The sequence below is a fragment of the Streptomyces sp. NPDC059850 genome (assembly GCF_042731515.1).
Classification (GTDB): Bacteria; Actinomycetota; Actinomycetes; order Streptomycetales; family Streptomycetaceae; genus Streptomyces.
Map to the genome: position 1 here is coordinate 35,759 of NZ_JBHWJI010000001.1, position 19,944 is coordinate 55,702.

At 69.9% G+C, this 19,944-nt stretch carries 20 protein-coding genes, 1 pseudogene and 4 CRISPR repeat arrays; of the genes and pseudogenes, 18 read left to right on the plus strand and 3 right to left on the minus strand.

What is annotated here, in order from left to right; genetic code table 11:
• The first annotated feature begins 6 nt into the window (after positions 1 to 6).
• The 6 genes from ACFV9T_RS00185 (at position 7) to ACFV9T_RS00210 (ending at position 3,769) form a co-directional block, all read left to right on the plus strand.
• Positions 7 to 369, plus strand: a complete 363-nt coding sequence (locus ACFV9T_RS00185) for a hypothetical protein (RefSeq protein ID WP_385435806.1) — start codon at positions 7 to 9, stop codon at positions 367 to 369.
• A gap of 15 nt (positions 370 to 384) precedes the next feature.
• Entirely contained in the window at positions 385 to 567 is a 183-nt protein-coding gene (locus tag ACFV9T_RS00190) for a hypothetical protein (RefSeq protein ID WP_385435807.1), read from the plus strand.
• A gap of 400 nt (positions 568 to 967) precedes the next feature.
• Positions 968 to 1,120: a CRISPR direct-repeat array (repeat unit 21 nt; unit sequence CCCCGCGTGCGCGGGGACCAC).
• A 509-nt stretch (positions 1,121 to 1,629) separates the two neighbouring features.
• Positions 1,630 to 2,835 carry a helix-turn-helix domain-containing protein gene (locus ACFV9T_RS00195; protein ID WP_385435808.1) on the plus strand — a complete coding sequence of 402 codons (1,206 nt, stop codon included), beginning with the start codon at positions 1,630 to 1,632 and terminating at the stop codon, positions 2,833 to 2,835.
• A gap of 159 nt (positions 2,836 to 2,994) precedes the next feature.
• The gene (locus ACFV9T_RS00200; protein WP_385435809.1) at positions 2,995 to 3,357 is read left to right on the plus strand and encodes a hypothetical protein; all 363 of its coding nucleotides are present in this window, start codon (positions 2,995 to 2,997) and stop codon (positions 3,355 to 3,357) included.
• Complete coding sequence (locus tag ACFV9T_RS00205) at positions 3,357 to 3,554, plus strand: hypothetical protein (RefSeq protein ID WP_385435810.1); 198 nt, start codon at positions 3,357 to 3,359, stop codon at positions 3,552 to 3,554. The genes ACFV9T_RS00200 and ACFV9T_RS00205 overlap by 1 nt, the downstream gene beginning before the upstream one ends.
• Positions 3,551 to 3,769 (plus strand): hypothetical protein, encoded by a 219-nt coding sequence (locus ACFV9T_RS00210; protein ID WP_385435811.1) that lies wholly within the window; start codon positions 3,551 to 3,553, stop codon positions 3,767 to 3,769. Before ACFV9T_RS00205 ends, ACFV9T_RS00210 begins: the two co-directional genes overlap by 4 nt.
• Here ACFV9T_RS00210 and ACFV9T_RS00215 read toward each other — a convergent pair.
• Positions 3,766 to 4,008 (minus strand): hypothetical protein, encoded by a 243-nt coding sequence (locus tag ACFV9T_RS00215; protein WP_385435812.1) that lies wholly within the window; start codon positions 4,006 to 4,008, stop codon positions 3,766 to 3,768. The two genes, ACFV9T_RS00210 and ACFV9T_RS00215, sit on opposite strands and share 4 nt — an antisense overlap.
• 98 nt (positions 4,009 to 4,106) lie before the next feature.
• Positions 4,107 to 4,929: direct repeats of the CRISPR family, unit length 30 nt; unit sequence GGGACCAACCCCGCGTGTGCGGGGACCACA.
• A 332-nt stretch (positions 4,930 to 5,261) separates the two neighbouring features.
• On the opposite strand from ACFV9T_RS00215, the pseudogene ACFV9T_RS00220 reads away from it, so the two are divergent.
• From ACFV9T_RS00220 to ACFV9T_RS00240, 5 genes and pseudogenes are all read left to right on the plus strand, one after another.
• Positions 5,262 to 5,726 (plus strand): annotated as a pseudogene (locus ACFV9T_RS00220) (DinB family protein); the annotation flags it as partial.
• A gap of 86 nt (positions 5,727 to 5,812) precedes the next feature.
• Entirely contained in the window at positions 5,813 to 6,226 is a 414-nt protein-coding gene (locus ACFV9T_RS00225; RefSeq protein WP_385435813.1) for an SseB family protein, read from the plus strand.
• Entirely contained in the window at positions 6,223 to 6,879 is a 657-nt protein-coding gene (locus ACFV9T_RS00230) for a hypothetical protein (RefSeq protein WP_385435814.1), read from the plus strand. Before ACFV9T_RS00225 ends, ACFV9T_RS00230 begins: the two co-directional genes overlap by 4 nt.
• Complete coding sequence (locus ACFV9T_RS00235; RefSeq protein WP_385435815.1) at positions 6,879 to 11,756, plus strand: putative T7SS-secreted protein; 4,878 nt, start codon at positions 6,879 to 6,881, stop codon at positions 11,754 to 11,756. The genes ACFV9T_RS00230 and ACFV9T_RS00235 overlap by 1 nt, the downstream gene beginning before the upstream one ends.
• 30 nt (positions 11,757 to 11,786) lie before the next feature.
• The gene (locus ACFV9T_RS00240) at positions 11,787 to 12,203 is read left to right on the plus strand and encodes a hypothetical protein (protein ID WP_385435816.1); all 417 of its coding nucleotides are present in this window, start codon (positions 11,787 to 11,789) and stop codon (positions 12,201 to 12,203) included.
• Here ACFV9T_RS00240 and ACFV9T_RS00245 read toward each other — a convergent pair.
• The gene (locus ACFV9T_RS00245; protein WP_385435817.1) at positions 12,127 to 13,038 is read right to left on the minus strand and encodes a helix-turn-helix transcriptional regulator; all 912 of its coding nucleotides are present in this window, start codon (positions 13,036 to 13,038) and stop codon (positions 12,127 to 12,129) included. The genes ACFV9T_RS00240 and ACFV9T_RS00245 overlap by 77 nt on opposite strands.
• Positions 13,039 to 13,154: 116 nt before the next feature.
• Here ACFV9T_RS00245 and ACFV9T_RS00250 point away from each other — a divergent pair, with 116 nt between their 5' ends.
• The 3 genes from ACFV9T_RS00250 to ACFV9T_RS00260 all read left to right on the plus strand — a co-directional run bounded on the left by ACFV9T_RS00250 (position 13,155) and on the right by ACFV9T_RS00260 (position 14,855).
• The gene (locus tag ACFV9T_RS00250; protein ID WP_385435818.1) at positions 13,155 to 13,928 is read left to right on the plus strand and encodes an SDR family oxidoreductase; all 774 of its coding nucleotides are present in this window, start codon (positions 13,155 to 13,157) and stop codon (positions 13,926 to 13,928) included.
• Between the two features lie 41 nt (positions 13,929 to 13,969).
• Complete coding sequence (locus ACFV9T_RS00255) at positions 13,970 to 14,425, plus strand: hypothetical protein (RefSeq protein ID WP_385435819.1); 456 nt, start codon at positions 13,970 to 13,972, stop codon at positions 14,423 to 14,425.
• A gap of 73 nt (positions 14,426 to 14,498) precedes the next feature.
• Positions 14,499 to 14,855 carry a hypothetical protein gene (locus ACFV9T_RS00260; protein ID WP_385435820.1) on the plus strand — a complete coding sequence of 119 codons (357 nt, stop codon included), beginning with the start codon at positions 14,499 to 14,501 and terminating at the stop codon, positions 14,853 to 14,855.
• A 221-nt stretch (positions 14,856 to 15,076) separates the two neighbouring features.
• A CRISPR array of direct repeats spans positions 15,077 to 15,593; the repeat unit is 29 nt; unit sequence GTGGTCCCCGCACACGCGGGGTTGGTCCC.
• A 112-nt stretch (positions 15,594 to 15,705) separates the two neighbouring features.
• On the opposite strand, the gene ACFV9T_RS00265 is transcribed toward ACFV9T_RS00260, so the two are convergent.
• Positions 15,706 to 16,371 carry a hypothetical protein gene (locus ACFV9T_RS00265; RefSeq protein ID WP_385435821.1) on the minus strand — a complete coding sequence of 222 codons (666 nt, stop codon included), beginning with the start codon at positions 16,369 to 16,371 and terminating at the stop codon, positions 15,706 to 15,708.
• Positions 16,372 to 16,924: 553 nt separating this feature from the next.
• Positions 16,925 to 17,258: a CRISPR direct-repeat array (repeat unit 29 nt; unit sequence GTGGTCCCCGCGCACGCGGGGTTGTTCCC).
• 373 nt (positions 17,259 to 17,631) lie between these two features.
• Here ACFV9T_RS00265 and ACFV9T_RS00270 point away from each other — a divergent pair.
• The 4 genes from ACFV9T_RS00270 (at position 17,632) to ACFV9T_RS00285 (ending at position 19,740) form a co-directional block, all read left to right on the plus strand.
• Positions 17,632 to 18,828, plus strand: coding sequence for a helix-turn-helix domain-containing protein (locus ACFV9T_RS00270; RefSeq protein WP_385435822.1), 1,197 nt, complete (start codon positions 17,632 to 17,634; stop codon positions 18,826 to 18,828).
• Positions 18,829 to 18,941: 113 nt separating this feature from the next.
• Positions 18,942 to 19,361 carry a hypothetical protein gene (locus tag ACFV9T_RS00275; protein ID WP_385435823.1) on the plus strand — a complete coding sequence of 140 codons (420 nt, stop codon included), beginning with the start codon at positions 18,942 to 18,944 and terminating at the stop codon, positions 19,359 to 19,361.
• Complete coding sequence (locus ACFV9T_RS00280) at positions 19,361 to 19,558, plus strand: hypothetical protein (RefSeq protein ID WP_385435802.1); 198 nt, start codon at positions 19,361 to 19,363, stop codon at positions 19,556 to 19,558. Before ACFV9T_RS00275 ends, ACFV9T_RS00280 begins: the two co-directional genes overlap by 1 nt.
• Positions 19,555 to 19,740 (plus strand): hypothetical protein, encoded by a 186-nt coding sequence (locus ACFV9T_RS00285; RefSeq protein WP_385435824.1) that lies wholly within the window; start codon positions 19,555 to 19,557, stop codon positions 19,738 to 19,740. Before ACFV9T_RS00280 ends, ACFV9T_RS00285 begins: the two co-directional genes overlap by 4 nt.
• The last annotated feature ends 204 nt before the right edge of the window (positions 19,741 to 19,944 follow it).

Here is a 19,944-nt window from a genome sequence, read left to right on the forward strand (position 1 = left end):
GGATTTATGAAGAGCGCTCTCTCCGGTGCAATGTCGGCCGTCATGCTGGGAGGCATAGTTCTCGGCAGCGGCACTGGTGTGGCATACGCCGAGTCGAAGCCGCGGCCCGCAGCGGCACAGTCCACCATGGTGAGCCCCATCGAAGAAGCTCGTTCGATGTGCATCATGTCTGATAGCAAGGACGACTGTGCATACTTGATGCACAACACCAAGATGGAGAAGCTCGTTAAGAACTGCCTGATCAAGGGGGCAATCGTCGGGGCAGGGGCGCTGGTCGTCGGCCGCTACGTCAGCAAGGACGTGGCCAAGGACGTCGCGGCCAAGACTGTTGTCGGCGGCGCCACCGGCTGCCTCTCTTCGCTCGGCTGAGGGGAAGGAACTCTGATGGCCAAGATTGTATTTACTCTCCTCTGGGCCGGGGTGCTCATTGCGGCAAGCAGGGCGCTCGATGATGTTGCCTGGGCTCAGTATCTGGCAATATTCGCCCTCGGGGGATTGTACGCGTTCGCCATCAACAAGGTGCCGGACATGCGCAGCAAGAACACCCGCGAAGGTTCAGGCCGGTAGCTCTCTTGGCGTCACGCATCAGTATTTCAGCCTCCTGAGGGCTGGCTGCCCCTTCCTGGCGCGGCGAGTCATCGGCGTGCTGAAGGCTAGGCAGGCTATGTCGGCGGAGCCCATCGGGCGCCGTCGGCATAGTCATTGCCGGTTCCGGTTCCGCCGCCCGGCCGCTCAGCGCCCGTGGCGCTGATCACCCGCCGCAGTGCCGCTCTGACCGCCAGCGGCGCCCAGGGTTCAGAGCACGAGGCCTCCGCGCCATCGTCCAGCAGGCCGCCCACGGCGTCCGTATCAGTCCGGCCCGGCAGAAGCTTTGGACCCGTCCGTGCCTCGCTTCCGTGGCGCACGGACGGGCTCATACCGGTCGCGCGGCTGACCCACACCGACGCCAGCCGCTGAGTGCTCATGCCCGGAACCACCCCCGCGTGCGCGGGGACCACCCGTCTCGGGGCACCTCCCAGCCCAGAGGGTCGGGACCAACCCCGCGTGCGCGGGGACCACGGCACCGTGACCCAGTACGGCGGTGTCCCGCCAGGACCAACCCCGCGTGCGCGGGGACCACAGGAGCTGGCCTGGGGCCTTATGTAACCGAGTGCTCGGCTTCAATCACTTTCACACCATCCGGCAAACCCGCCCTTCCTCACGAAAAGGGCAAAACAACTGAACCCTATGCCCAGGTTCGTCATGCGTCCGTAACCCCGCCCCTCACTCCAATTTTCCTGCCCCACCCTTCCGCAGGTCAGCGGCGCCCGCAGGGCTTCGTCGTGCTCAGCCTGCGAAGAGCGCGCACCCACCTGGGCGCGCCCGAGAGCGGTACGCACCAGTTCCGGGCGCCGGGTACCGGCCCCCGGATACCACCGAGCCCGCCATCGTGCGGGCGCTGACGGGCTACGGGCCTGCCTCGTAGCACCGAGCACGCGTATCCCTCGTCTGGCCTCCGGGCCGGGCGAGAGGGCGTTTCGTCGTGTCAAGGAAGCGCGACGGCCCCCACCGGAATGGGGGCCGATCGACCGCACCCGCCAGGCAGCCGGGGGTACCGTTCTGAGTGTCTAGGTCAGAACGGAGTTCAGCATGCCACCGAGCATTGAGGAGCACACCGGCGCGCGGATCGCGGACTACCGGAAACTGCGTCAGCTCACCCAGACTGCCCTCGCGCAACGTTCGTTCCTCTCCCGAGGCACCATCGCCAAGGTTGAGCGGGGCCTGGCTCCAGCTACGCCGTCCGTCGTAGCCGCCGTTGCGCGCGTCCTCCAGGTCGACGTCGCTGTGCTCAACGGCCAGCCGTACATGTCCGAGTTGCAGCAGGATCATCTCGACCGCCTGATCTCCCCGCTGTCCGAGGCTCTCGACATGTACGACCTTGGGCCGGACCCCCACATCACCCCCAGGCCCATCGGCCAAGTGGAGAGCGACGTACGTGCGTTGTGTGATGGGGCCTCCGCCACGGAGTACAAGGACATCGGCCAGAAGTTACCCGGGCTGCTCGGCGAACTCACCACGACGGTCAGCCTCCTATCGCCGGGCGAGGACTACCGGCGCGCGGCCTCGTCGTTGAGCTGGTGCTACTGGGTCGCCTATGAGTTCGCCTACCGGGTCGGCTACCACGACCTGGCATCCATCGCTTTGGAGCGCATGGGCTGGATGGCGGAGCAGGCACAGGACCCGCTGCTGCTCGCCATCCGGCTGAACAAGCGGTCGAGCATGCTGCTCCGCCGAGGGAACAACCAGATGTCGCTACAGGTCATCACGCGCGGCCACCGGCTCATCGACCAGGTCGAGCGGCCCAAGTCTGTGGAGGCCCTGGCGGTGGCCGGGAGCCTGCATCTCGCGTCAGCCATCGCGGCTGCTCAGGCGCGCGACGCTGACTCCGTCGCCGGATTCATGGGACTCGCCCGTGAAACGGCCAAGAAGATCGGCCGGGACGTCCCGGACGTCTACTGGTCGTCGTTTGGTCTGACCAACGTGCAGCACTTCGATGTCGCGACGAACGTGGAGCTGGGCGAGCTGGGCGAGGCGGTGAAGCTGTCCAAGAAGTTGCACTTCCCGGACACGCATCCGCGGATGCGTGTCGGTCGGTACTACATCGAGATGGCCCGTGCCTACGCGCAGATGGGGAAAACGGAGCCCGCCGAGCGCTTCTTGCTCCGGGCGCGTAAGGCCGCTCCGCAGCAGGCCCGGTATCACCCGCTGATGCGGGAGACCATCGGCGTCCTGGTGCGCCGTCAGCGGCGGGCGCCTGAGTCCCTGTCCTCGTTGGCCGCGTGGGTCGGCATGTAGCAGCCGCGAGGGGCGCCATTGTTCCGTATCCGGGAACACTGACGGCCTCGAAGTTCGGCACGCTGTGACGGTCAGCACACCGTCCGTACACGGAGCCGAACCATGACGACCCGAGCCCGAGCCGACCAATGGGCACCGCCAGCAGGCACCGAAGTTGAGATGATCAAAGTCGGGCCGCACTGGGACATCGTCCGAGCCCCCGCGGACTTAGGGGAACGCGCCCTCGAACTGCTCGGCGACACCTCCGGCGCCGTCATCGCGGACTACGGCCTCATGTACTGGTTCATCCCCTCGGGCCACGCCCAACACTGGGAGCGTCTCCACCACGGCATCCACGCCCTCGGCGCACATGGCGCCGAGGTCACCTACGTCGGCGTACCGCCCGCTACCTGGACGCAAGGCCCGCGCCTGCACTGGCGGACCCCGGCGAGCGACGGCCGGTACCTGACCGATCCGCACCGGCTGCGCCTGGCCCTGGCCCGAGCACTCGCCGAGCCCGCCGAGGAGGCGACGGCCCGGTGATGCCCCAGATCTGCGCCCGCTGCCAGAAGACCACCAGGCAGCCGGTCGTTGTCGCGATCGGTTACGGCGGGAGCGGTGGCGGCGGCACGGTCTACGCCTGCCCCGGCTGCGCGCCCACGTTCCCGAAGCAGCGCGACCCGTTCGACTGCAGCCGCCGTCTCCTCGACCGCAACGAGCCCGTCAGGCGGCAGAAATGACGGCGCCCAAGCAGCCGCCCGCGCCCGTCTGCGGCGCCGAGCCCACCGCTCCGGAGCCCGAGTCGACGGCCTGGAGCCAGTTCCTCGACCACGCCATGGACTGCGCCGACTGCCGGGACGGCCACCGGTGCACCGCCGGGAATGACCTGCACGACGCGGTGCGGGCGGCCTCGCCCCTGCGGCCCGATAAACCGGGCGGGCCGGTCCTCGCTTAGTTGAGCGCGGCCCGCAGCACCGCCGTGACGTCCATCGCCGGATCGGAGGCCCGGAGGATGCTCATCGCCTGGTCGATCACTCCGCCGCAGGCGTCCGGCGGTGCTGCGGTCAGCGCATCCCGCACCCACACCACCACCTCGTCCGGGTCGACCGGCGGGGGCACCTCCCAGGGCAGCGGCCGCTGCTCAGTGGCGTACGCGGCAGCGGGAAGCCCAACCCGCTCGGGATGCACGCACACCGGCACACCAGCCTACGTGAAGCGGTTGCCCGTCTCGGGGTCGAAGGCAGAGTCGCGGGACGGCCGCTCGTGGACGTCGAATCCACCACCGGGGAGGAGGGACCAGCCCCGCGTGCGCGGGGACCACGGCTGCAACGGGGCCGCACTCGCCCCATTGCAGGGACCAACCCCGCGTGCGCGGGGACCACGGCGTCAGACCTTCTTGCCGGTGCCCATGGCGGGGACCAACCCCGCGTGTGCGGGGACCACCGCGTCCAGGTACAGCATCTGGCCGGTGGCGCGGGACCAACCCCGCGTGTGCGGGGACCACAAACACGGCTTGGGCGCCCCGGCCGCCACTGCGGGACCAACCCCGGGTGCGCGGGGACCACGGGCGTCCGCGTACTGGGCTTCGCTGCGGAACTGGACCAACCCCGCGTGCGCGGGGACCACTGCCCGTAGTGGCCGCCCCTGGTCAGCCACGTGGGACCAACCCCGCGTGCGCGGGGACCACCCACCGACACGATCGCGGCCCTGGCCCTGGTTGGGACCAACCCCGCGTGCGCGGGGACCACACCGACCCCGGGGCGCTGCCCGGGAACGACTGGGGACCAACCCCGCGTGCGCGGGGACCACGCTAGGACCACCCCCCATCCCTGGTCCCCGACGGGACCAACCCCGCGTGCGCGGGGACCACGCGAGCTGATCGGTCTCGACGGCCCGGGCGAGGGGACCAACCCCGCGTGTGCGGGGACCACTGTCCCTTCCCCGTGCCCTGTGTCTTGGTGAGGGGACCAACCCCGCGTGTGCGGGGACCACACGATCCTCTGTTCGTGAACGAGTTTCGTTATGGGACCAACCCCGCGTGTGCGGGGACCACATCTTGCCGACCGCCCGTGCCGGTGACAGGTTGGGACCAACCCCGCGTGTGCGGGGACCACAGGAGCTGACCTGGGGCTTTATGTAGCCGAGTGCTCGGTTTCCATCACTTTCACACAATCCGACAAAGCCACCATTCCTAGCCAAAAGGGCAAAATACCCGAACTCCGTGCACAGGTTCGCCGTGGGGACGTGACCTCGTTCCGATTATCCCGGATGCGGCCTCGGTGGCGTGGCGCTTCACCCTCGGCGGCTCGTCGGTCGGTCCGAGCTTGGGCGGGACAGGTGCGGTGGGTGTGCATCGCATCCGGGACAGGGGCGCAGCCGCCCCGGGCGCGAAATCGGTTGTACCAGGGTCCCGCAACGCTCCAAACGCCCCGGGAGGACCCGCCGCCACAGCCACCGACCGCCCAGCCCCGCCCCTCCTCGCACGCGAACGCGAAACCCTCCGCGGCTTTCTCGACTTCCACCGCGCCACCCTCGCCATGAAATGCGACGGCCTCTCCGATGAGGAGCTACGGCAGCAGTCGATGCCACCCTCGACACTCTCGCTGCTCGGCCTCGTCCGCCACATGGCCGAAGTAGAACGCACCTGGTTCCGCATCGTCGCGAACCGCGAAAACATCCCCCTCGTCTGGTCCGACCAGCGCGATTACCAGGTGGCGCACGACGCGACGACGTCCGCCAGAACCGAGGCGTTCGACGCCTGGCAGCGCGAGGTGGCGCACGTACGCAGCGAGCGCTGGGGCAAGGACCTGTCGCTGCGGCTCGTCATGACCCACGCACTCCTGGAGTACGCCCGCCACAACGGCCACGCCGACTTCCTGCGCGAGGGAGTCGACGGCACGGTGGGTGCCTAGCCTGTGAGATAGCCCCACCACCGTTCCGGCGCCCCGCCCCCTGGGTTAACGTAACCGCGATCGGAAACAGAGCACGGGGGTCCACAGTGGAGCTGGTGGAGCATATAGCGGCAGTACGGGCCGGATCGGGCGATCCGGCCGCGATGGTGGGCGAGTTCCGCCGCACCGCCGTACTGGTACCGCTGGTCGACGACGACTTCATGACGGCGACATACGGCGGAATCGACTGGATCTACGCCTTTACGGACGAATTCGCCCTGGCCCGCTTCGCCGAGGCCCGCGGCGCGGCCCGCCAGGAGTGGGAGTTCGCGACCGTACTGGGCGCCCGGCTGCTGGATGTGCTGGTCCCCGCGATGGACGGCCCGGCGGGGGTCGCGCTGGACGTGGCGGACGAGGACGGCTCGATGATGTTCCCGCCCGTACAGGGGATCGTCCCGGACGAGGTCGCGGTAGACCTCCCCGAGGCCGGGACCGAAAACGAAACCGCGGCCCACCGATGAGCGGCGGCGCCGACTTCAAAGTCACCCAAGAGTCCGTCGCCCTCATCACCAAGGGCCTCCGCGGCGCCATCGGCGAGCTGAAGGACGTGGGCAGCTCCACCGGCGCCCTCCAGGGCAGCGGCTTCACCGACATGACGCTGTCGAAGATGGAGGCCGGTGGCGGCGGCCTGGCCGACGCCTTCGAGGGGTTCTGCGACCGCTGGGAGTGGGGCGTCCGCGGGCTGATCCAGGACGCCAACGAGATCGCCAACCGGCTGGGCATCTCGGCGGGCGCCTCCTGGGAGGAGGACCAGTACTGGGGCGGCACGTTCAAGGTGGCCGTCAACGCCCTCTCCCCCACCGGCAATCCGCACGCCACCGAGGACGAGATCGCCAAGCAGAGCTGGGGCGACGTCCTGCGGCCCGACGCGCCCGATTACAGCGCCGAGTCCTGGGACAAGGCGGGCACCGAGATGGGCCAGACCTGGAAGGACACCGGCCGCAGCCTGATGACCGAGGGGGCGGGCGGCTTCCAGACCGGAATGGCGAACGACATCGCCGGGGTCGACGACCAGCAGTTCGCCCAGTCCCTGGACGACACCTTCGGCCCCTCCCCCGAGGAACGCGCACAAGCTCAAGCACAACAGCAGCAGCCGACCGGAGGCGAGCACTGATGGGCCTCGGCGACTTCATACCCGACCCGGTCGAGAACTTCGTCGAGGACCGCGTCGAGGACGTCGGCGACGGCATCGAGAGCGCGGGCAGCTGGACCGCCGACCGGCTGGACGACGCGGGCTGGGAGGGCGGCGCGGACTGGGTTCGCGATAAGAGCGCCTCCGCCGCCAACGCGCTCGGCGCCGACGTCGACGAGTGGCAGCTCGACCAGACCGACGACCCCAAGAAGCTGGTCCACGGCAGCCCCAGCAAGCTGCGTTCCACGGCCGAGCACCTGGCCGACTTCGCGAAGTCGTTCAACAACGTCGGCCGTGGCCTCAAGGGCGTCGACCCCGACCAGCTCATGAAGGGCGTGTTCGCCAACGCCTTCTACAGCAGGGTCTCGGTCGAGCCGAAGAAGTGGTACAAGGCCGCCGACGCCTGCGAGAAGGCGGGCGGCGCGCTGAGCCACTTCGCCGGGACGGTCGAGTGGGCGCAACAGCAGGCGCAGCTGGCCATCGACAAGTACAAGGCGGCGAAGAAGGCGTCCGACGACGCCCGCTCCGCGCACAACGGCAAGGTGGACGCGTACAACACGGCCGCCACGAAGTACAACCTCCTGCCCGCCGAGGACCGCGATCCGAGCACGCTGCCGGACAAGCCCGGCACGTTCCACGACCCGGGCGCCGAGGGCATCAAGGCGGCGGAGGACATCCTCAAAGAGGCCCGGCGGCAGCGCAACGAGGCGCACGACGCGGCCAAGAAGGCGGTGGAGACGGCCCGGGACGAGGCGCCCGCGAAGCCGTCGTACAGCGAGCAGGTGTCGGACGGCGTCGAGGGGCTGAAGCTGGACGCCTCGCACCTCGCGGGCGGTGTCATCAAGGGCACGGCGGGCGTCGTGAACTTCGCCCGCCAGGTGAACGCGCTCGACCCGTACAACCTCACCCACCCCGCCGAGTACGTCACCAACCTGAACAACACCGCCGCCGGTCTGGTCCAGATGGCCAACAACCCGGGCGGCGCGCTGAAGGGGATGTACGACTCCTTCACCAAGGACCCGGCGGAGGGCATCGGACGGCTCCTCCCCGAGCTGATCGGCACCAAGGGGCTCGGCGCGGCCAAGGGCGCCGCGACCGCCGCCAAGACCGTCACCACCGCGAACAAGGTGGAGTCCGGGCTCGCGCACCTCGCCAAGGACGGCCACTCGCCGCACTCCATCCCGAACGGCACCAAGACCCCAGGACCCACCGACCCGGTGGACCTGGCCACCGGCCGCATGTATCTGCCGCAGACGGATGTGTCGCTGCCGGGTCTGCTGCCGCTGAACTTCACCCGGCAGGGGACGTCCGGCTACCGCGCGGGCCGCTGGTTCGGCCCGACGTGGGCGTGCACCGCCGATCAGCGGCTGGAGATCGGCGCCAGGGGCGTCGTCTTCGTCCAGCAGGACGGGATGCTGCTGGACTATCCGCATCCCGCGCCCGGCGTCCCGACGCTGCCGAAGGCGGGCCCGCGCTGGCCGCTGGAGCGCAACGCCGAGGGCGACTTCACCATCACCGACCCGGACACCGGCCACGTCCGGTACTTCACCGGCCCGGCGGACGGCGGCGACGGCGACGCGCCGATCGCGGAGATCGGCGACCGCAACGGCCACCGGCTGACGTTCGAGTACGGCGCGGACGGCGCCCCGTCCGCCATCGTCCACGACGGCGGCTACCACCTGAAGCTGACCACCCGGGACGGCCGGATCACCGCCCTCCACCTGGCGGGCGCCGCCGCCCCAGACGGCTCGGACGCCCCAGACGGCTCGGACGGCTCGGACGGCTCGGACGGCTCGGACCTGGAGCTGGTGCGGTACGGCTACACGGACGGCGATCTCACCGAGGTCGTCAAATCCTCCGGCCGCCCGATGCGGTTCGACTACGACGACGAGCGCCGGATCATCGCGTGGACGGACACCAACGGCCACGCCTACGACTACGTCTACGACAACCGCGACCGGGTGATCGCCGAGGGCGGCACCGAGGGCCACCTCGCGGCCCGCCTCCACTACGGCGCCCCCGACCCGCACACCGGCCACCGGGTCACCACGGTCACCTCCGCCGAGGGGAACACCAGCCGCTACGTGGTGAACGAGCGGTCCCAGATCGTGGCCGTGACGGATGGCTCGGGGAATACGGTCCGCACCGAGCAGGATCGTTTCGGCAAGGTGCTGTCCCGTACCGACCCGCTCGGCCGGACCGTCCGGTTCGCCTACGACGACCAGGGCCGTTGCACCCGGGTCACCGACGCCGCCGGGTTCGTGTCGACCTCGACGTACAACGACCTCGGCCTCCCGCTGGAGATCGCCGAGGCGGACGGCGCGATCTGGCGCCACGCGTACGACGAACGCGGCAACCCCACCGCCCTCACCGACCCCACCGGGCACACCACCCACCACACCTACGACGAACGCGGCCATCTCTCCGCGATCACCAACGCGCTCGGCGCCACCACCCGGGTGCGCTGCGACGCGGCCGGGCTGCCGGTCGAGATCACCGATCCGCTGGGCGCCGTCACCACGTACCACCGGGACGCCTTCGGGCGGCCCACCACCCTGGTCGACCCGCTCGGCGCGACCACCCGCCTGGAGTGGACGACCGAGGGCAAGCTCGCCCGGCACACCGCCCCGGACGGCGCCGAACAGCGCTGGACCTACGACGGCGAGGGCAACTGCACGGCCCATGTGGACGCGAACGGCGGCGTGACCTCCTTCGAGTACGGTCACTTCGACCAGCTGGCCGCCCAGACCGGCCCGGACGGCGCCCGCTACACGTTCACCCACGACAAGGAACTGCGCCTCACCCAGGTCACCAACCCGCAGGGTCTCACCTGGAGTTACACCTACGACCCGGCGGGCCGCCCGCTCACCGAGTCGGACTTCGACGGCCGGGTCCTCACGTACGCGTACGACGCCTCCGGCAAGCTGGCCTCCCGTACCAACCCGCTCGGCGAGACGGTCTCCTTCGAACGCGACGCCACCGGCCGGATCGTCCGCAAGGACGCCGCAGGCCAGATCACCACGTACTCCTACGACCCGGTCGGACGGCTGGCCACGGCCTTCGGCCCGGACGGCGAGGCCGTGTTCCGGCGGGACAGGGCGGGCCGCCTCACCTCCGAGCTGGTCGGCGGCCGCACCCTCACCCACACGTACGACGCGCTCGGGCGGCGCACCGGGCGGACCACCCCCTCCGGCGCCACGTCCACGTTCCGTTACGACGCGGCGGGCCACCGCACCGAGCTGACCACCTGCGGCCACACCCTGGCCTTCGACCGCGACGCCCTCGGCCGGGAGACCGGCCGCCGCGTCGGGGTCGGCGTCGGCGATGGCGATGGCGTCGGCAATGGCAATGGCAATGGCCTCACCATCGCCCAGGTCTGGGACCCGGCGGGCCGACTGGCCGAGCAGACCGTCACCGGCCCCGCCGCCCGGCCCCTCCAGCACCGCGCCTACACCTACCGCGCCGATGGCCACCTGGTCGGCCTCGACGACCGGCTCGGCGGCTCCCGCCACTTCGACGTGGACGCCGCCGGGCGCGTCACCGCCGTCCACGCCAAGAACTGGACCGAGACCTACGCGTACGACGAGGCGGGCAACCAAACCCACGCCTCCTGGCCCGACCAGCTCCCCGGCGCCGACGCGACGGGCCCGCGCGAATACCGGGGCACCCGGATCGCCCGCGCGGGCCGGGTCCGCTACGAGCACGACGCGGCGGGCCGCGTCACCCTCCGCCAGAAGAACCGGCTGTCCAAGAAGCCCGCCACCTGGCGCTACACCTGGAACGCCGAGGACCGGCTGACCTCCGTCACCACCCCCGACGGCACCGTCTGGCGCTACCTCTACGACCCCCTCGGCCGCCGCCTCGCCAAGCTGCGCCTCGGCGACGACGGCGCCTCCGCGGTGGACGATGTGTCCACCGTGGACGGCAAGTCCGCCGTGGACGGCGTGTCCGCCGTGGACGACGTGTCCGCCGTGGAGCGGGTGGACTTCACCTGGGACGGCGACACCCTCGTGGAGCAGACCGCCACCGCCCCCGGGCTGCCCGACCCGGTCACGCTCACCTGGGACCACGAGGGCCTGCGCCCGGTGGCACAGACCGAGCGCATCACCGACGCCACCAGCCAGGCCGAGATCGACCGGCGCTTCTTCGGCATCGTCACCGACCTGGTGGGCACCCCCAGCGAACTCGTCGACGAATCCGGCGAGATCGCCTGGCGCACCCGCGCCACCCTCTGGGGCACCACCACCTGGTCCCGGAACAGCACCGCGTACACCCCGCTGCGCTTCCCCGGCCAGTACTACGACCCCGAGACCGGCCTCCACTACAACCACCACCGGTACTACGACCCGGAGACGGCCCGCTACGCCACCCCGGACCCGCTGGGCCTGGAGGCCGCCCCCAACCCCGCCGCGTACGTCACCAACCCGCACGCGGCGGTCGACCCGCTGGGCCTGAACCCCAAGTTCCCCCACGAACAGTCCCCACAGGGCAGCTTCGGCCCCAGCCCCGGGCCGTTCGGCCGCCCCGACAGCGAGGTGGTGCTCAGCGGCCACGGCGGCATCTCCGCCAAGGACGGCGTGCTGACCACCGTGCCCGAGGGAACCCATGTCGCCCTCTACAGCAGGCACGGCGAAACCATCTCGGACGCCCTGGGCAATAAGATCGAGACCGGAAATCCCACCCCGGTACGGGTCTACGGGCCCGGCGAACACCTACCGGATTACACCCTTTTCCCGCCCAAGGGCCTGAATATCGAGGGCGCCCCCGTCACCGTGGACAAAGCGACACCCCTTTCCCATCTGCTCCAACCCAACATGGGCCGCGTACACTGGGCCGCTTGCCGATCCCTGATGGATTGAGCCTCCGCACGGATTGAGAGAGGAATTGCCGTGACACGCTACGAGGACGGCTCCCCGTACGCATACAGCCCCGGGACCGTCCCGTACGGGGTCGAGGCGGTCAACGTCGGCTGGCTGGAGAAGGATTCCGAATTCCCGCGCGGCGAGGCACCGGCGGAATTCGTCCAGTCGCTGGCACTGCTGTGCCGGGACGATTCCCGTAACGCCATGCGCGGCCTGTTCCCCTGCCAGCTTCCGCACCAGCAGGATCCCGGATATCCGGTGAGCATCGTGGTCGGCACCCAGGAAGTCGTCCTCGGCAATGCCGAGGTGCGGGTCGTGGACGGGGACGGCCGCTGGCTGATCGCCCCCAACCTCATCCACCACTACGTCACCGCGCACTCCTATCTGCCCCCGGCGGAGTTCGTGGAAGCGGTGACGTCCGGTCGGAGCGCCCCTCGGGGATAGGGGTTCTTGCCACGGAGTCGGCGGCGAGACTCCCGAGCATCGACAGCGCGTGTTCGGAGGGACTGCCCGGGGCGGCCTGGTAGACGACCAGCTGCTGCCCCGGGGCGCCGTTCACCGTCAGCGACTCGTAGTCCAGCGTCAGCTCGCCGACCACGGGGTGCCGGAAACGCTTGGTCGCGTGCGCCTTCCGACGGATGTCGTGGCGGGCCCACAACCGCCGGAACTCCTCGCTGCGCAACGACAGTTCGCCGACCGCCTCGACCAGCTGGGGGTCGTCGTAGTCGGTCCCGACGGCCGCCCGCAACCCGGCCACCGTGCTGACGGCCACCCGCTCCCACTCCGGGTAGAACTCCCTCGCGTCCGGATCGAGGAACACCAGCCGCAGCAGATCCCCGCTGTAGGTGTGCCCCTCGAACAGGGCCCGGCCCAGGGCGTTGTGCGCGAGTACGGTCAGACAGCGCCCCAGCACCACGGCCGGGGTCCCGTGCCAGCCCTCCATCATCCGCGCCAGCACCGGGCTGACCCGCTCCCCGCGCGTGGCTTTCCGGCGCCGCGCGGGTACGGGGCGCGCCAGCTCATGCAGATGCGCCACCGCGTCCTCCTCCAGCCCCAGCACCCGGGCCAGCGCGTCGACCACCTGCGCCGACGGATGCCGCTCCCGGCCCTGCTCCAGCCGTACGTAGTAGTCGGTGCTCACCCCGGCGAGCATCGCCACCTCTTCCCGCCGCAACCCGGCCACCCGGCGCCGCACACCGGGCGGCAGACCGACGTCCTCGGGCCGCAGCAGCGCGCGGCGGGCCCGCAGGAACTGCCCGAGCAGATTCTCGCTGTCCATGCCTTCGACGCTACGCCGCCGGGGACACCGAAAGGTGGCCGCGATACTCCTACGATGCCGCCACCCAGACGGATCACAACCTGGAGCCACCCCGCGCCCACCAGCAACCTGACCCCATGACCACTCACCACCACACCCCCCTGTCCAACCGAACCGCGGTGATCACGGGCGCCACCAGCGGAATCGGCGCCGCCACCGCCCGCCGTCTGGTGGCCGACGGAGCACAGGTCGCCATCCTGGGCCGCCGCGAGGACCGCCTCAAGTCCCTGGCCGACGAGCTGCGCGGCGACGCCCCCGGCACGATCCTCCCCCTGGCCGTGGACCTGACCGTCCCCGAGGCCCTGGCCACCGCCGCCGACACCATCCACGCCGCCCTCGGCCGCGTCGACCTCGTCGTGGCCAACGCGGGCGTGATGCTCGGCGCCCCCTTCGAGACGGCAGCCATCGAGGAATGGGACCGCATGCTCGACACCAACCTCCGCGCCCTCCTCCACACCGCCCGCACCTTCACCGACGACCTCATAGCCACCGCCGCCGAGGGCCACCCCGCGGACCTGGTCCACGTGGGCTCCGTAGCCGGACACCTCCTCTATCCCAACTGGTCCGTCTACTCCGCCACCAAGGCCGCCGTGGCCCACCTGACCCGCAACCTGCGCGCGGAACTCGGCCCGCGCGATGTGCGCGTGAAGAACGTAGAGCCAGGCGTAACCCTCACCGAACTGGGCGAGGACATGCGCGATCCGCAGATGCAAGCAACTCTGGCTGGCATGCGCACCACCCTCCACCCCCTAACCCCCGAGGACATAGCGGAAGCGATCGCCTTCGGCGTGGCAGCCCCACCCCATGTGAACATCGCGGACCTGGTGGTAGTCCCAACCCAACAGGGCTGACCGAGGGACCGCCGTCCCGCCACCGGGAATACCCTTCCCAGGTGAGCGACCTCTTCGAACTCCAGCTGTCCCTGGACCTCCCCGGCTCCCTGCCCGCCTCCGACCTCGCCCTGATCCGCCGACACCTGGGCGAGGCCGGAGACCAGGCCCTGGAGACGTCCGACCCCCTGCCCGACCCCCTGGAGGAGTACCCCCTCCTCTCCTCCAGGGGCCCGGCCCACCGCATCGGCGGAGCCCTGGTCGGCGAACTGCTCCCCGGCCCGCGCGGCTGGGCGCTGACCGTACGCCAGGAGGTGCACCCGGACGAGTTCGACGCCCTGCGCACCCTCCTCACCTGGCTGGCCATCAGGACGACGACCATCGGCACCATCGGCCACATCCGCTTCCTGGAATCCGAAGTCCCCGACGCCCTGATCGCCACCCCGGAAGGCATCCACCGCCTCCCCCTACGCCCCGACTCCCCCACCCAGCACCTGCTCCCGAACGACGAGGAGTAGGCCCGAGCGCGAGCAGCAGGAAGACGTACGATCGCTCCCCGGCACCACCCCCACCCCACCGGAAGTGACCCGCATGCCCAGCCGCCACCCCGCGACCACAACCCTCTGGCGCCCCACCGGCCCCAAGGAGCTGGACCTGGTCCGCGAACTGAACTGGCGCGCCTGGCCACCCCGCCTCCCCGAGCAGCCGATCTTCTACCCGGTGCTCAACGAGGACTACGCGATCAAGATCGCGAGGGACTGGAACGTCAAGCACGACGGAGCGGGCTACGTCACCCGCTTGGAGGTCGAATCCGACTTCCTGACCCGCTACCCCGTCCAACAGGCGGGCGGGCAGACCATCCTCGAACTCTGGGTCCCAGCCGAAGACCTGGACGACTTCAACGCCCACATAGTCGGCGAGATCCAAGTAGTCCAAGAGTTCCACTAACCGCCCCCGCGCCCAGCTCACCCCCTCCACCCCAACCACCACCAGCCCCCTCTCCACAAACACATCGGCCGAGACGATCCGGGATACTCAGAACGAGCCCGAGCCCTACACCGAGCAGGGGCGCTGAATTGACCAACATGCGAGAAAGGTGCACTTTGCCGGACTCAGCAGAAGTAAGTAAAACCAAGTCACCGCCCACATAAAGCCCCAGCTCACCTCCTGTGGTCCCCGCACACGCGGGGTTGGTCCCCGGCATCCGTGGAAGTGCGAGCCAGTCCTGCCGTGGTCCCCGCACACGCGGGGTTGGTCCCTGTCATGCGGAAGACGTCGACCGGCTGGTGCTGTGGTCCCCGCACACGCGGGGTTGGTCCCGCCGGGCACCGAGCCAGTCCGCGTACCCCTGCGTGGTCCCCGCACACGCGGGGTTGGTCCCCCCACCTCGGGGCCTGGGCCGGCCTCTGACGGGTGGTCCCCGCACACGCGGGGTTGGTCCCGGGCTGTCAGAGCAGTCCCGTTGACCATGCAGGTGGTCCCCGCACACGCGGGGTTGGTCCCGAGGGGAAGACCGAGAAATGACAACACCTACCGTGGTCCCCGCACACGCGGGGTTGGTCCCGGCATCATGTACTTGATGTACATGAGCGCTATGTGGTCCCCGCACACGCGGGGTTGGTCCCCTGTACCGGAGCGCGGCCGACGTCCTCAAGACGTGGTCCCCGCACACGCCGGGTTGACCCCTGCGGAACCGCCACAGACGTACGAGCGCGCCATCACGACCGCTCCCAGCCCACACGCGCCTGTTGCGGTGCCCGACCAAGAGGCGGGCACCGCAACTTCCTTCCGTCGTAGCTCAGTTCTGCAGCACCGGCGATCCGGTCACAGCGAGGCGCGTGGCGCTGCGATAGGTGGAGATACCCACGGCCAGCAGCCAGTAGCTGAAGATCGCCCCCATCAGGGCAGTGGTGCCCCAGCCGTTCGCCGCGTAGAAGTTCGCGGGGGTGTTGCCGAAGAACAGAGACGGCACGAACGCCAAGTTGACCCCCGCCAGGACGTACGCCGACCGCCCGGCCCACCGCGAGAGCAGGTTCGTGCGGGAGATGGCGTAACCCACCGAGGCCAGGAAGAACGCCAGCATGAGACGGGAGATCGACCCGTAGAGGATGTACGTGCCGCTGACGTCGATAGTCGGATCGATCCGGTGGTCGGTGGCGATGACCGCACCGGCTTCCAGCCCGCTGGAGACCAGGGTGACCGTCGCGTAGACCATTCCCGTGGCGAAGGCCATCGAGCCCACCCACTCATACCCGGGGCTCACCCGCTTCACCAGTTCCCGGAAGGCCGTCACGAACACGATCAGGAACGCGAGCGCGACAATCCCGATCAGCAGCCTGGTCAGGACGTTCCAGTCCGGCGGCGGACCCGAGTAGATGAAGTACAGGGGCACTTCGACAATGATGGCGGCCGCAGCGGAGATGCCCGCGATGCCAGTCAGGCGTCTGGCAAAGGTCTCGTTCATGAGTGCCCCCGGTTGTCTTCCTCGTCGGCTCGACTGCCGACGAGATGAATCCTGCCGATCGTGGCGCCTGTCGTCAGTAGGTCTGGACACCGGATGCGGGGTGGCCCTACCGACACCCTCTCCTCGGCGGGAACGTAAACGGGCACCTCTCGACTCCCTGACAGTGCAACCGCTGGAACAGCGCGCCATAACCCAGCTCCAACGACGGGCTAACCCAAGCAGACTCCTCGACCCAAACCCGCCCGAACTTCGGCGAGCCCGAGGATTTCATCATCCCCGAACCCCGGCCTCGGCTACGGCGTTCAGCTGGCTGACCTCTCACCCGCCGATGCACCTCCAGCGCCGCAGCTCGAACCGACGGACGCCCCATTGAGACGGAAGAGCAAAACCGACGCGACCGCTTCCCTGATAATCAGAACGAGATCGTGGCACCAAGATCGCCGGGGTAGCGGTGAGCAGTTCGCCCTTTTGGAGAGGAAAGACCGCTTTGACGGTTTCTAGAGAAGTGATTGAAATCAAGCACTCGGCGGGATAGAGCCCCAGGTCAGCTCCTGTGGTCCCCGCGCACGCGGGGTTGTTCCCTCACCATCTGCTCGCCACCGAGGACCCCCGGCGTGGTCCCCGCGCACGCGGGGTTGTTCCCAGGCTGAGCGTGGCGCCGATGGTGCGGGCCCGGTGGTCCCCGCGCACGCGGGGTTGTTCCCGGCTCGTGCATGTGCTTCTTGATCGTGCGCCAGTGGTCCCCGCGCACGCGGGGTTGTTCCCAACATCCCCTTCGACCGGATCAAGGCCTACTGGTGGTCCCCGCGCACGCGGGGTTGTTCCCGATGAGCATGGCGCCGCCGAGGATGAACGGCCGTGGTCCCCGCGCACGCGGGGATGGGCGGGACGGCGGGGACGGAGCCGATGGGGCGGACGGCCGGACCTGCCCGAGCGGGACTCGTTGCAGCCGCCTGCTGCTGATTGCGCTGATGTGTCGGCGTGATGGCGCGCAGCAGCCTCAGCCAGAGCCGCCCTCGGGGCCGGGGAGGCCTGCTATACGGACGCCGTACCGGCGGCGTCTCTGACCCTCTGGGCGTGAAGATTTCGCGGCCTTCGCTGGCGTCTTGCCCCTCGCCCGGCCCTGCAGACCGGGCGAGGGGCACGACGTCACGCCCCATACAGCACGAAGGCCCCTGACGGGCGCTCCGGGGCCGATCGCTGCAACCCCGGCAGCGCCAGGAGTACCGTCTGAGTGTCGAGTTCAGAACGGAGTTCAGAATGCCCGACGACACTCACCTTGGCGCCCAGCTCCGCAAGATCCGCAAGCGCCGCGGCCTGAACCAGCGAGAGCTGGCTGCCGCCTCCGGCGTATCGCTCTCCCTCATCCGCAAGCTGGAGCAGGGCGAAATCACCGACACCCGCATGGAGACGGCACACGATCTTGCCGTCGCGCTGCGCATCCCCACGAGCGCTCTCCTGGACCGCGACGACGAAGAGACCGACGGCGAGGCCGCGGAGGAGTGGCGCCCCCTGCGGGCCGCAGTCCAGGTCGCGGCCAGCCGTACGGGCGAGGCCCCCACGGTGGAGGGCGTCCGCGAGCTGCTGCCCGCCGTACGGAAGGCGTATTTCGCCAACCACCTCACCGAGTTGACCGGCCTGCTCGCGCCGCTGCTGCGGGATGCTGACGCACTCGGCGACTCCGCCGACGCCCGGGACGTACGGTCCCACCTGCTACAGATCGCGGGCAGCGTGCTCACCCAAGCACGCCAGTACAGCGCGGCGGAGACCGCTCTCCGCCGCGCACTGGACGACGCACCGGACCGGCTCCGCGCCGCCGGAATCATCGCCACATGGAGCTGGCTCCTCGTCCGACAGGGGAAGCTCGCCGCGTCCCGAGAGCTGGCCACCAAGTGGGCGGACGACGTCGAGCCCAGGGTGAGCCGGGCGACGCCGGAGGAACTGGCGGCGTGGGGTTGGCTACTGATGCAGGCGTCGGCCGCGAACCTCCGCGATAACAGGAGGGGCGAGGCGGACGACACGATGCGCCTGGCGCAGTCGGTCTCCGTGCTGCTGGGGCGTGAGCTACCCCGCGGCACCGAGCGCCTGACGACCTGGGGCCCGACGACCGTGCGGTACAAGGCATGCGAGCGGCACATCGTGCTGGACGAGCCGGACAAGGTGCTGCGCGCGGTGAAGCCGACACGGCTCGGCCGTGCCGCGCCGCCTCAGATGCCCAGCGGTCTGTCGGTGAGTACGGAGTACCACCGGCATCGCCTGGACGTGGCCAAAGCGCACACCATGATGCGGCAGTACGGCGAGGCGGTTGGTGTGCTGACCGACGTACACACCAATGCGCCTGAGTGGCTGGCCAATCAGCGCTATGCGCGGGACATCCTCGGTGATGTGGTCGAGCGGCGGCGGACGCTGACGCCGGAGATGCGGATGCTGGCGGACGCGGTCGGTCTGCCCCTGTGAGGTAACCCCTGTTGGCACTTCCGCCGCATCGCCGACGGAAGTGCCATTGAGCAGTGACCCACACCACACTTAGCGTCACGACACGGATACCCACCGGCACGAGGAGCCGCGTCGTGATCGCTGAGCCTGAACCAGCCCTGCCTTGGACCCCACCAGCGGGCGATATCGAGATGGTCGAAGTCGGCCCGCACTGGGACGCCGTACGCGCCCCCGTGGCCATCGGCGAACGAGCGCTCGAATTACTCGGCAAGAGGTCCGGCGCCGTCATCGCCGACTACGGCCTCATGTACTGGTTCATCCCCTCGGGCCACGCCCAACACTGGGAGCGTCTCCACCACGGCATCCACGCCCTCGGCGCACACGGCGCCGAGGTCACCTACGTCGGCGTGCCGCCCGCGACCTGGACGCAAGGCCCGCGCCTGCACTGGCGGACCCCGGCGAGCGACGACCGGTACCTGACCGACCCGCACCGGCTGCGCCTGGCCCTGGCCCGAGCACTCGCCGAGCCCGCCGAGGAGGCGACGGGCCGGTGATGCCCCAGATCTGCGCCCGCTGCCAGAAGACCACCAGGCAGCCGGTCGTCGTCGCGATCGGTCACGGCGGGAGCAGTGGCGGCGGCACGGTCTACGCCTGCCCCGACTGCGCGCCCACGTTCCCGAAGCAGCGCGACCCGTTCGACTGCAGCAGCCGTCTCCTCGACCGCAACGAGCCCGTCAGGCGCCAGAAATGACGGCACCCGAGCAGCCGCCCTCACCCACCTGCGGCGCCGAGCCCACCGCTCCGGAGCCCGAGTCGACGGCCTGGAGCCAGTTCCTCGACCACGCCATGGACTGCACCGGCTGCCGGGACGGCGAACGGTGCGCCACCGGGAACCAGTTGCACGGCGCGGTCCGGGACGCCGCGGCCCCATAGACCGGGCGGGCTGCTGCCGATCCGGTTCCCCCGTACCGGGCACGTTGGCAGCGGTCCGCCCTCTCCGCCCCCTGCGGCCGGATGTTCGGCGGTCGGCCACAGGGCGACGGGGCTCCGGCCTCCGGCCAGGCATCCGAGCCGGGGCCCCGTCGAAAACAAGCCCCCGCCCCGATCGCGCGCTTGGACGGCCAGCGACCGGGACGG

What these genes read in the sequence shown, in the direction of transcription:
- ACFV9T_RS00185 (WP_385435806.1), top strand. Translation starts at nt 7, where the DNA reads ATGAAGAGCGCTCTCTCCGGTGCAATGTCGGCCGTCATGCTGGGAGGC.
- ACFV9T_RS00190 (WP_385435807.1), top strand. Translation starts at nt 385, where the DNA reads ATGGCCAAGATTGTATTTACTCTCCTCTGGGCCGGGGTGCTCATTGCG.
- ACFV9T_RS00195 (WP_385435808.1), top strand. Translation starts at nt 1,630, where the DNA reads ATGCCACCGAGCATTGAGGAGCACACCGGCGCGCGGATCGCGGACTAC.
- ACFV9T_RS00200 (WP_385435809.1), top strand. Translation starts at nt 2,995, where the DNA reads ATGATCAAAGTCGGGCCGCACTGGGACATCGTCCGAGCCCCCGCGGAC.
- ACFV9T_RS00205 (WP_385435810.1), top strand. Translation starts at nt 3,357, where the DNA reads ATGCCCCAGATCTGCGCCCGCTGCCAGAAGACCACCAGGCAGCCGGTC.
- ACFV9T_RS00210 (WP_385435811.1), top strand. Translation starts at nt 3,551, where the DNA reads ATGACGGCGCCCAAGCAGCCGCCCGCGCCCGTCTGCGGCGCCGAGCCC.
- ACFV9T_RS00230 (WP_385435814.1), top strand. Translation starts at nt 6,223, where the DNA reads ATGAGCGGCGGCGCCGACTTCAAAGTCACCCAAGAGTCCGTCGCCCTC.
- ACFV9T_RS00235 (WP_385435815.1), top strand. Translation starts at nt 6,879, where the DNA reads ATGGGCCTCGGCGACTTCATACCCGACCCGGTCGAGAACTTCGTCGAG.
- ACFV9T_RS00245 (WP_385435817.1), bottom strand. Translation starts at nt 13,038, where the DNA reads ATGGACAGCGAGAATCTGCTCGGGCAGTTCCTGCGGGCCCGCCGCGCG.
- ACFV9T_RS00250 (WP_385435818.1), top strand. Translation starts at nt 13,155, where the DNA reads ATGACCACTCACCACCACACCCCCCTGTCCAACCGAACCGCGGTGATC.
- ACFV9T_RS00260 (WP_385435820.1), top strand. Translation starts at nt 14,499, where the DNA reads ATGCCCAGCCGCCACCCCGCGACCACAACCCTCTGGCGCCCCACCGGC.
- ACFV9T_RS00265 (WP_385435821.1), bottom strand. Translation starts at nt 16,371, where the DNA reads ATGAACGAGACCTTTGCCAGACGCCTGACTGGCATCGCGGGCATCTCC.
- ACFV9T_RS00270 (WP_385435822.1), top strand. Translation starts at nt 17,632, where the DNA reads ATGCCCGACGACACTCACCTTGGCGCCCAGCTCCGCAAGATCCGCAAG.
- ACFV9T_RS00280 (WP_385435802.1), top strand. Translation starts at nt 19,361, where the DNA reads ATGCCCCAGATCTGCGCCCGCTGCCAGAAGACCACCAGGCAGCCGGTC.
- ACFV9T_RS00285 (WP_385435824.1), top strand. Translation starts at nt 19,555, where the DNA reads ATGACGGCACCCGAGCAGCCGCCCTCACCCACCTGCGGCGCCGAGCCC.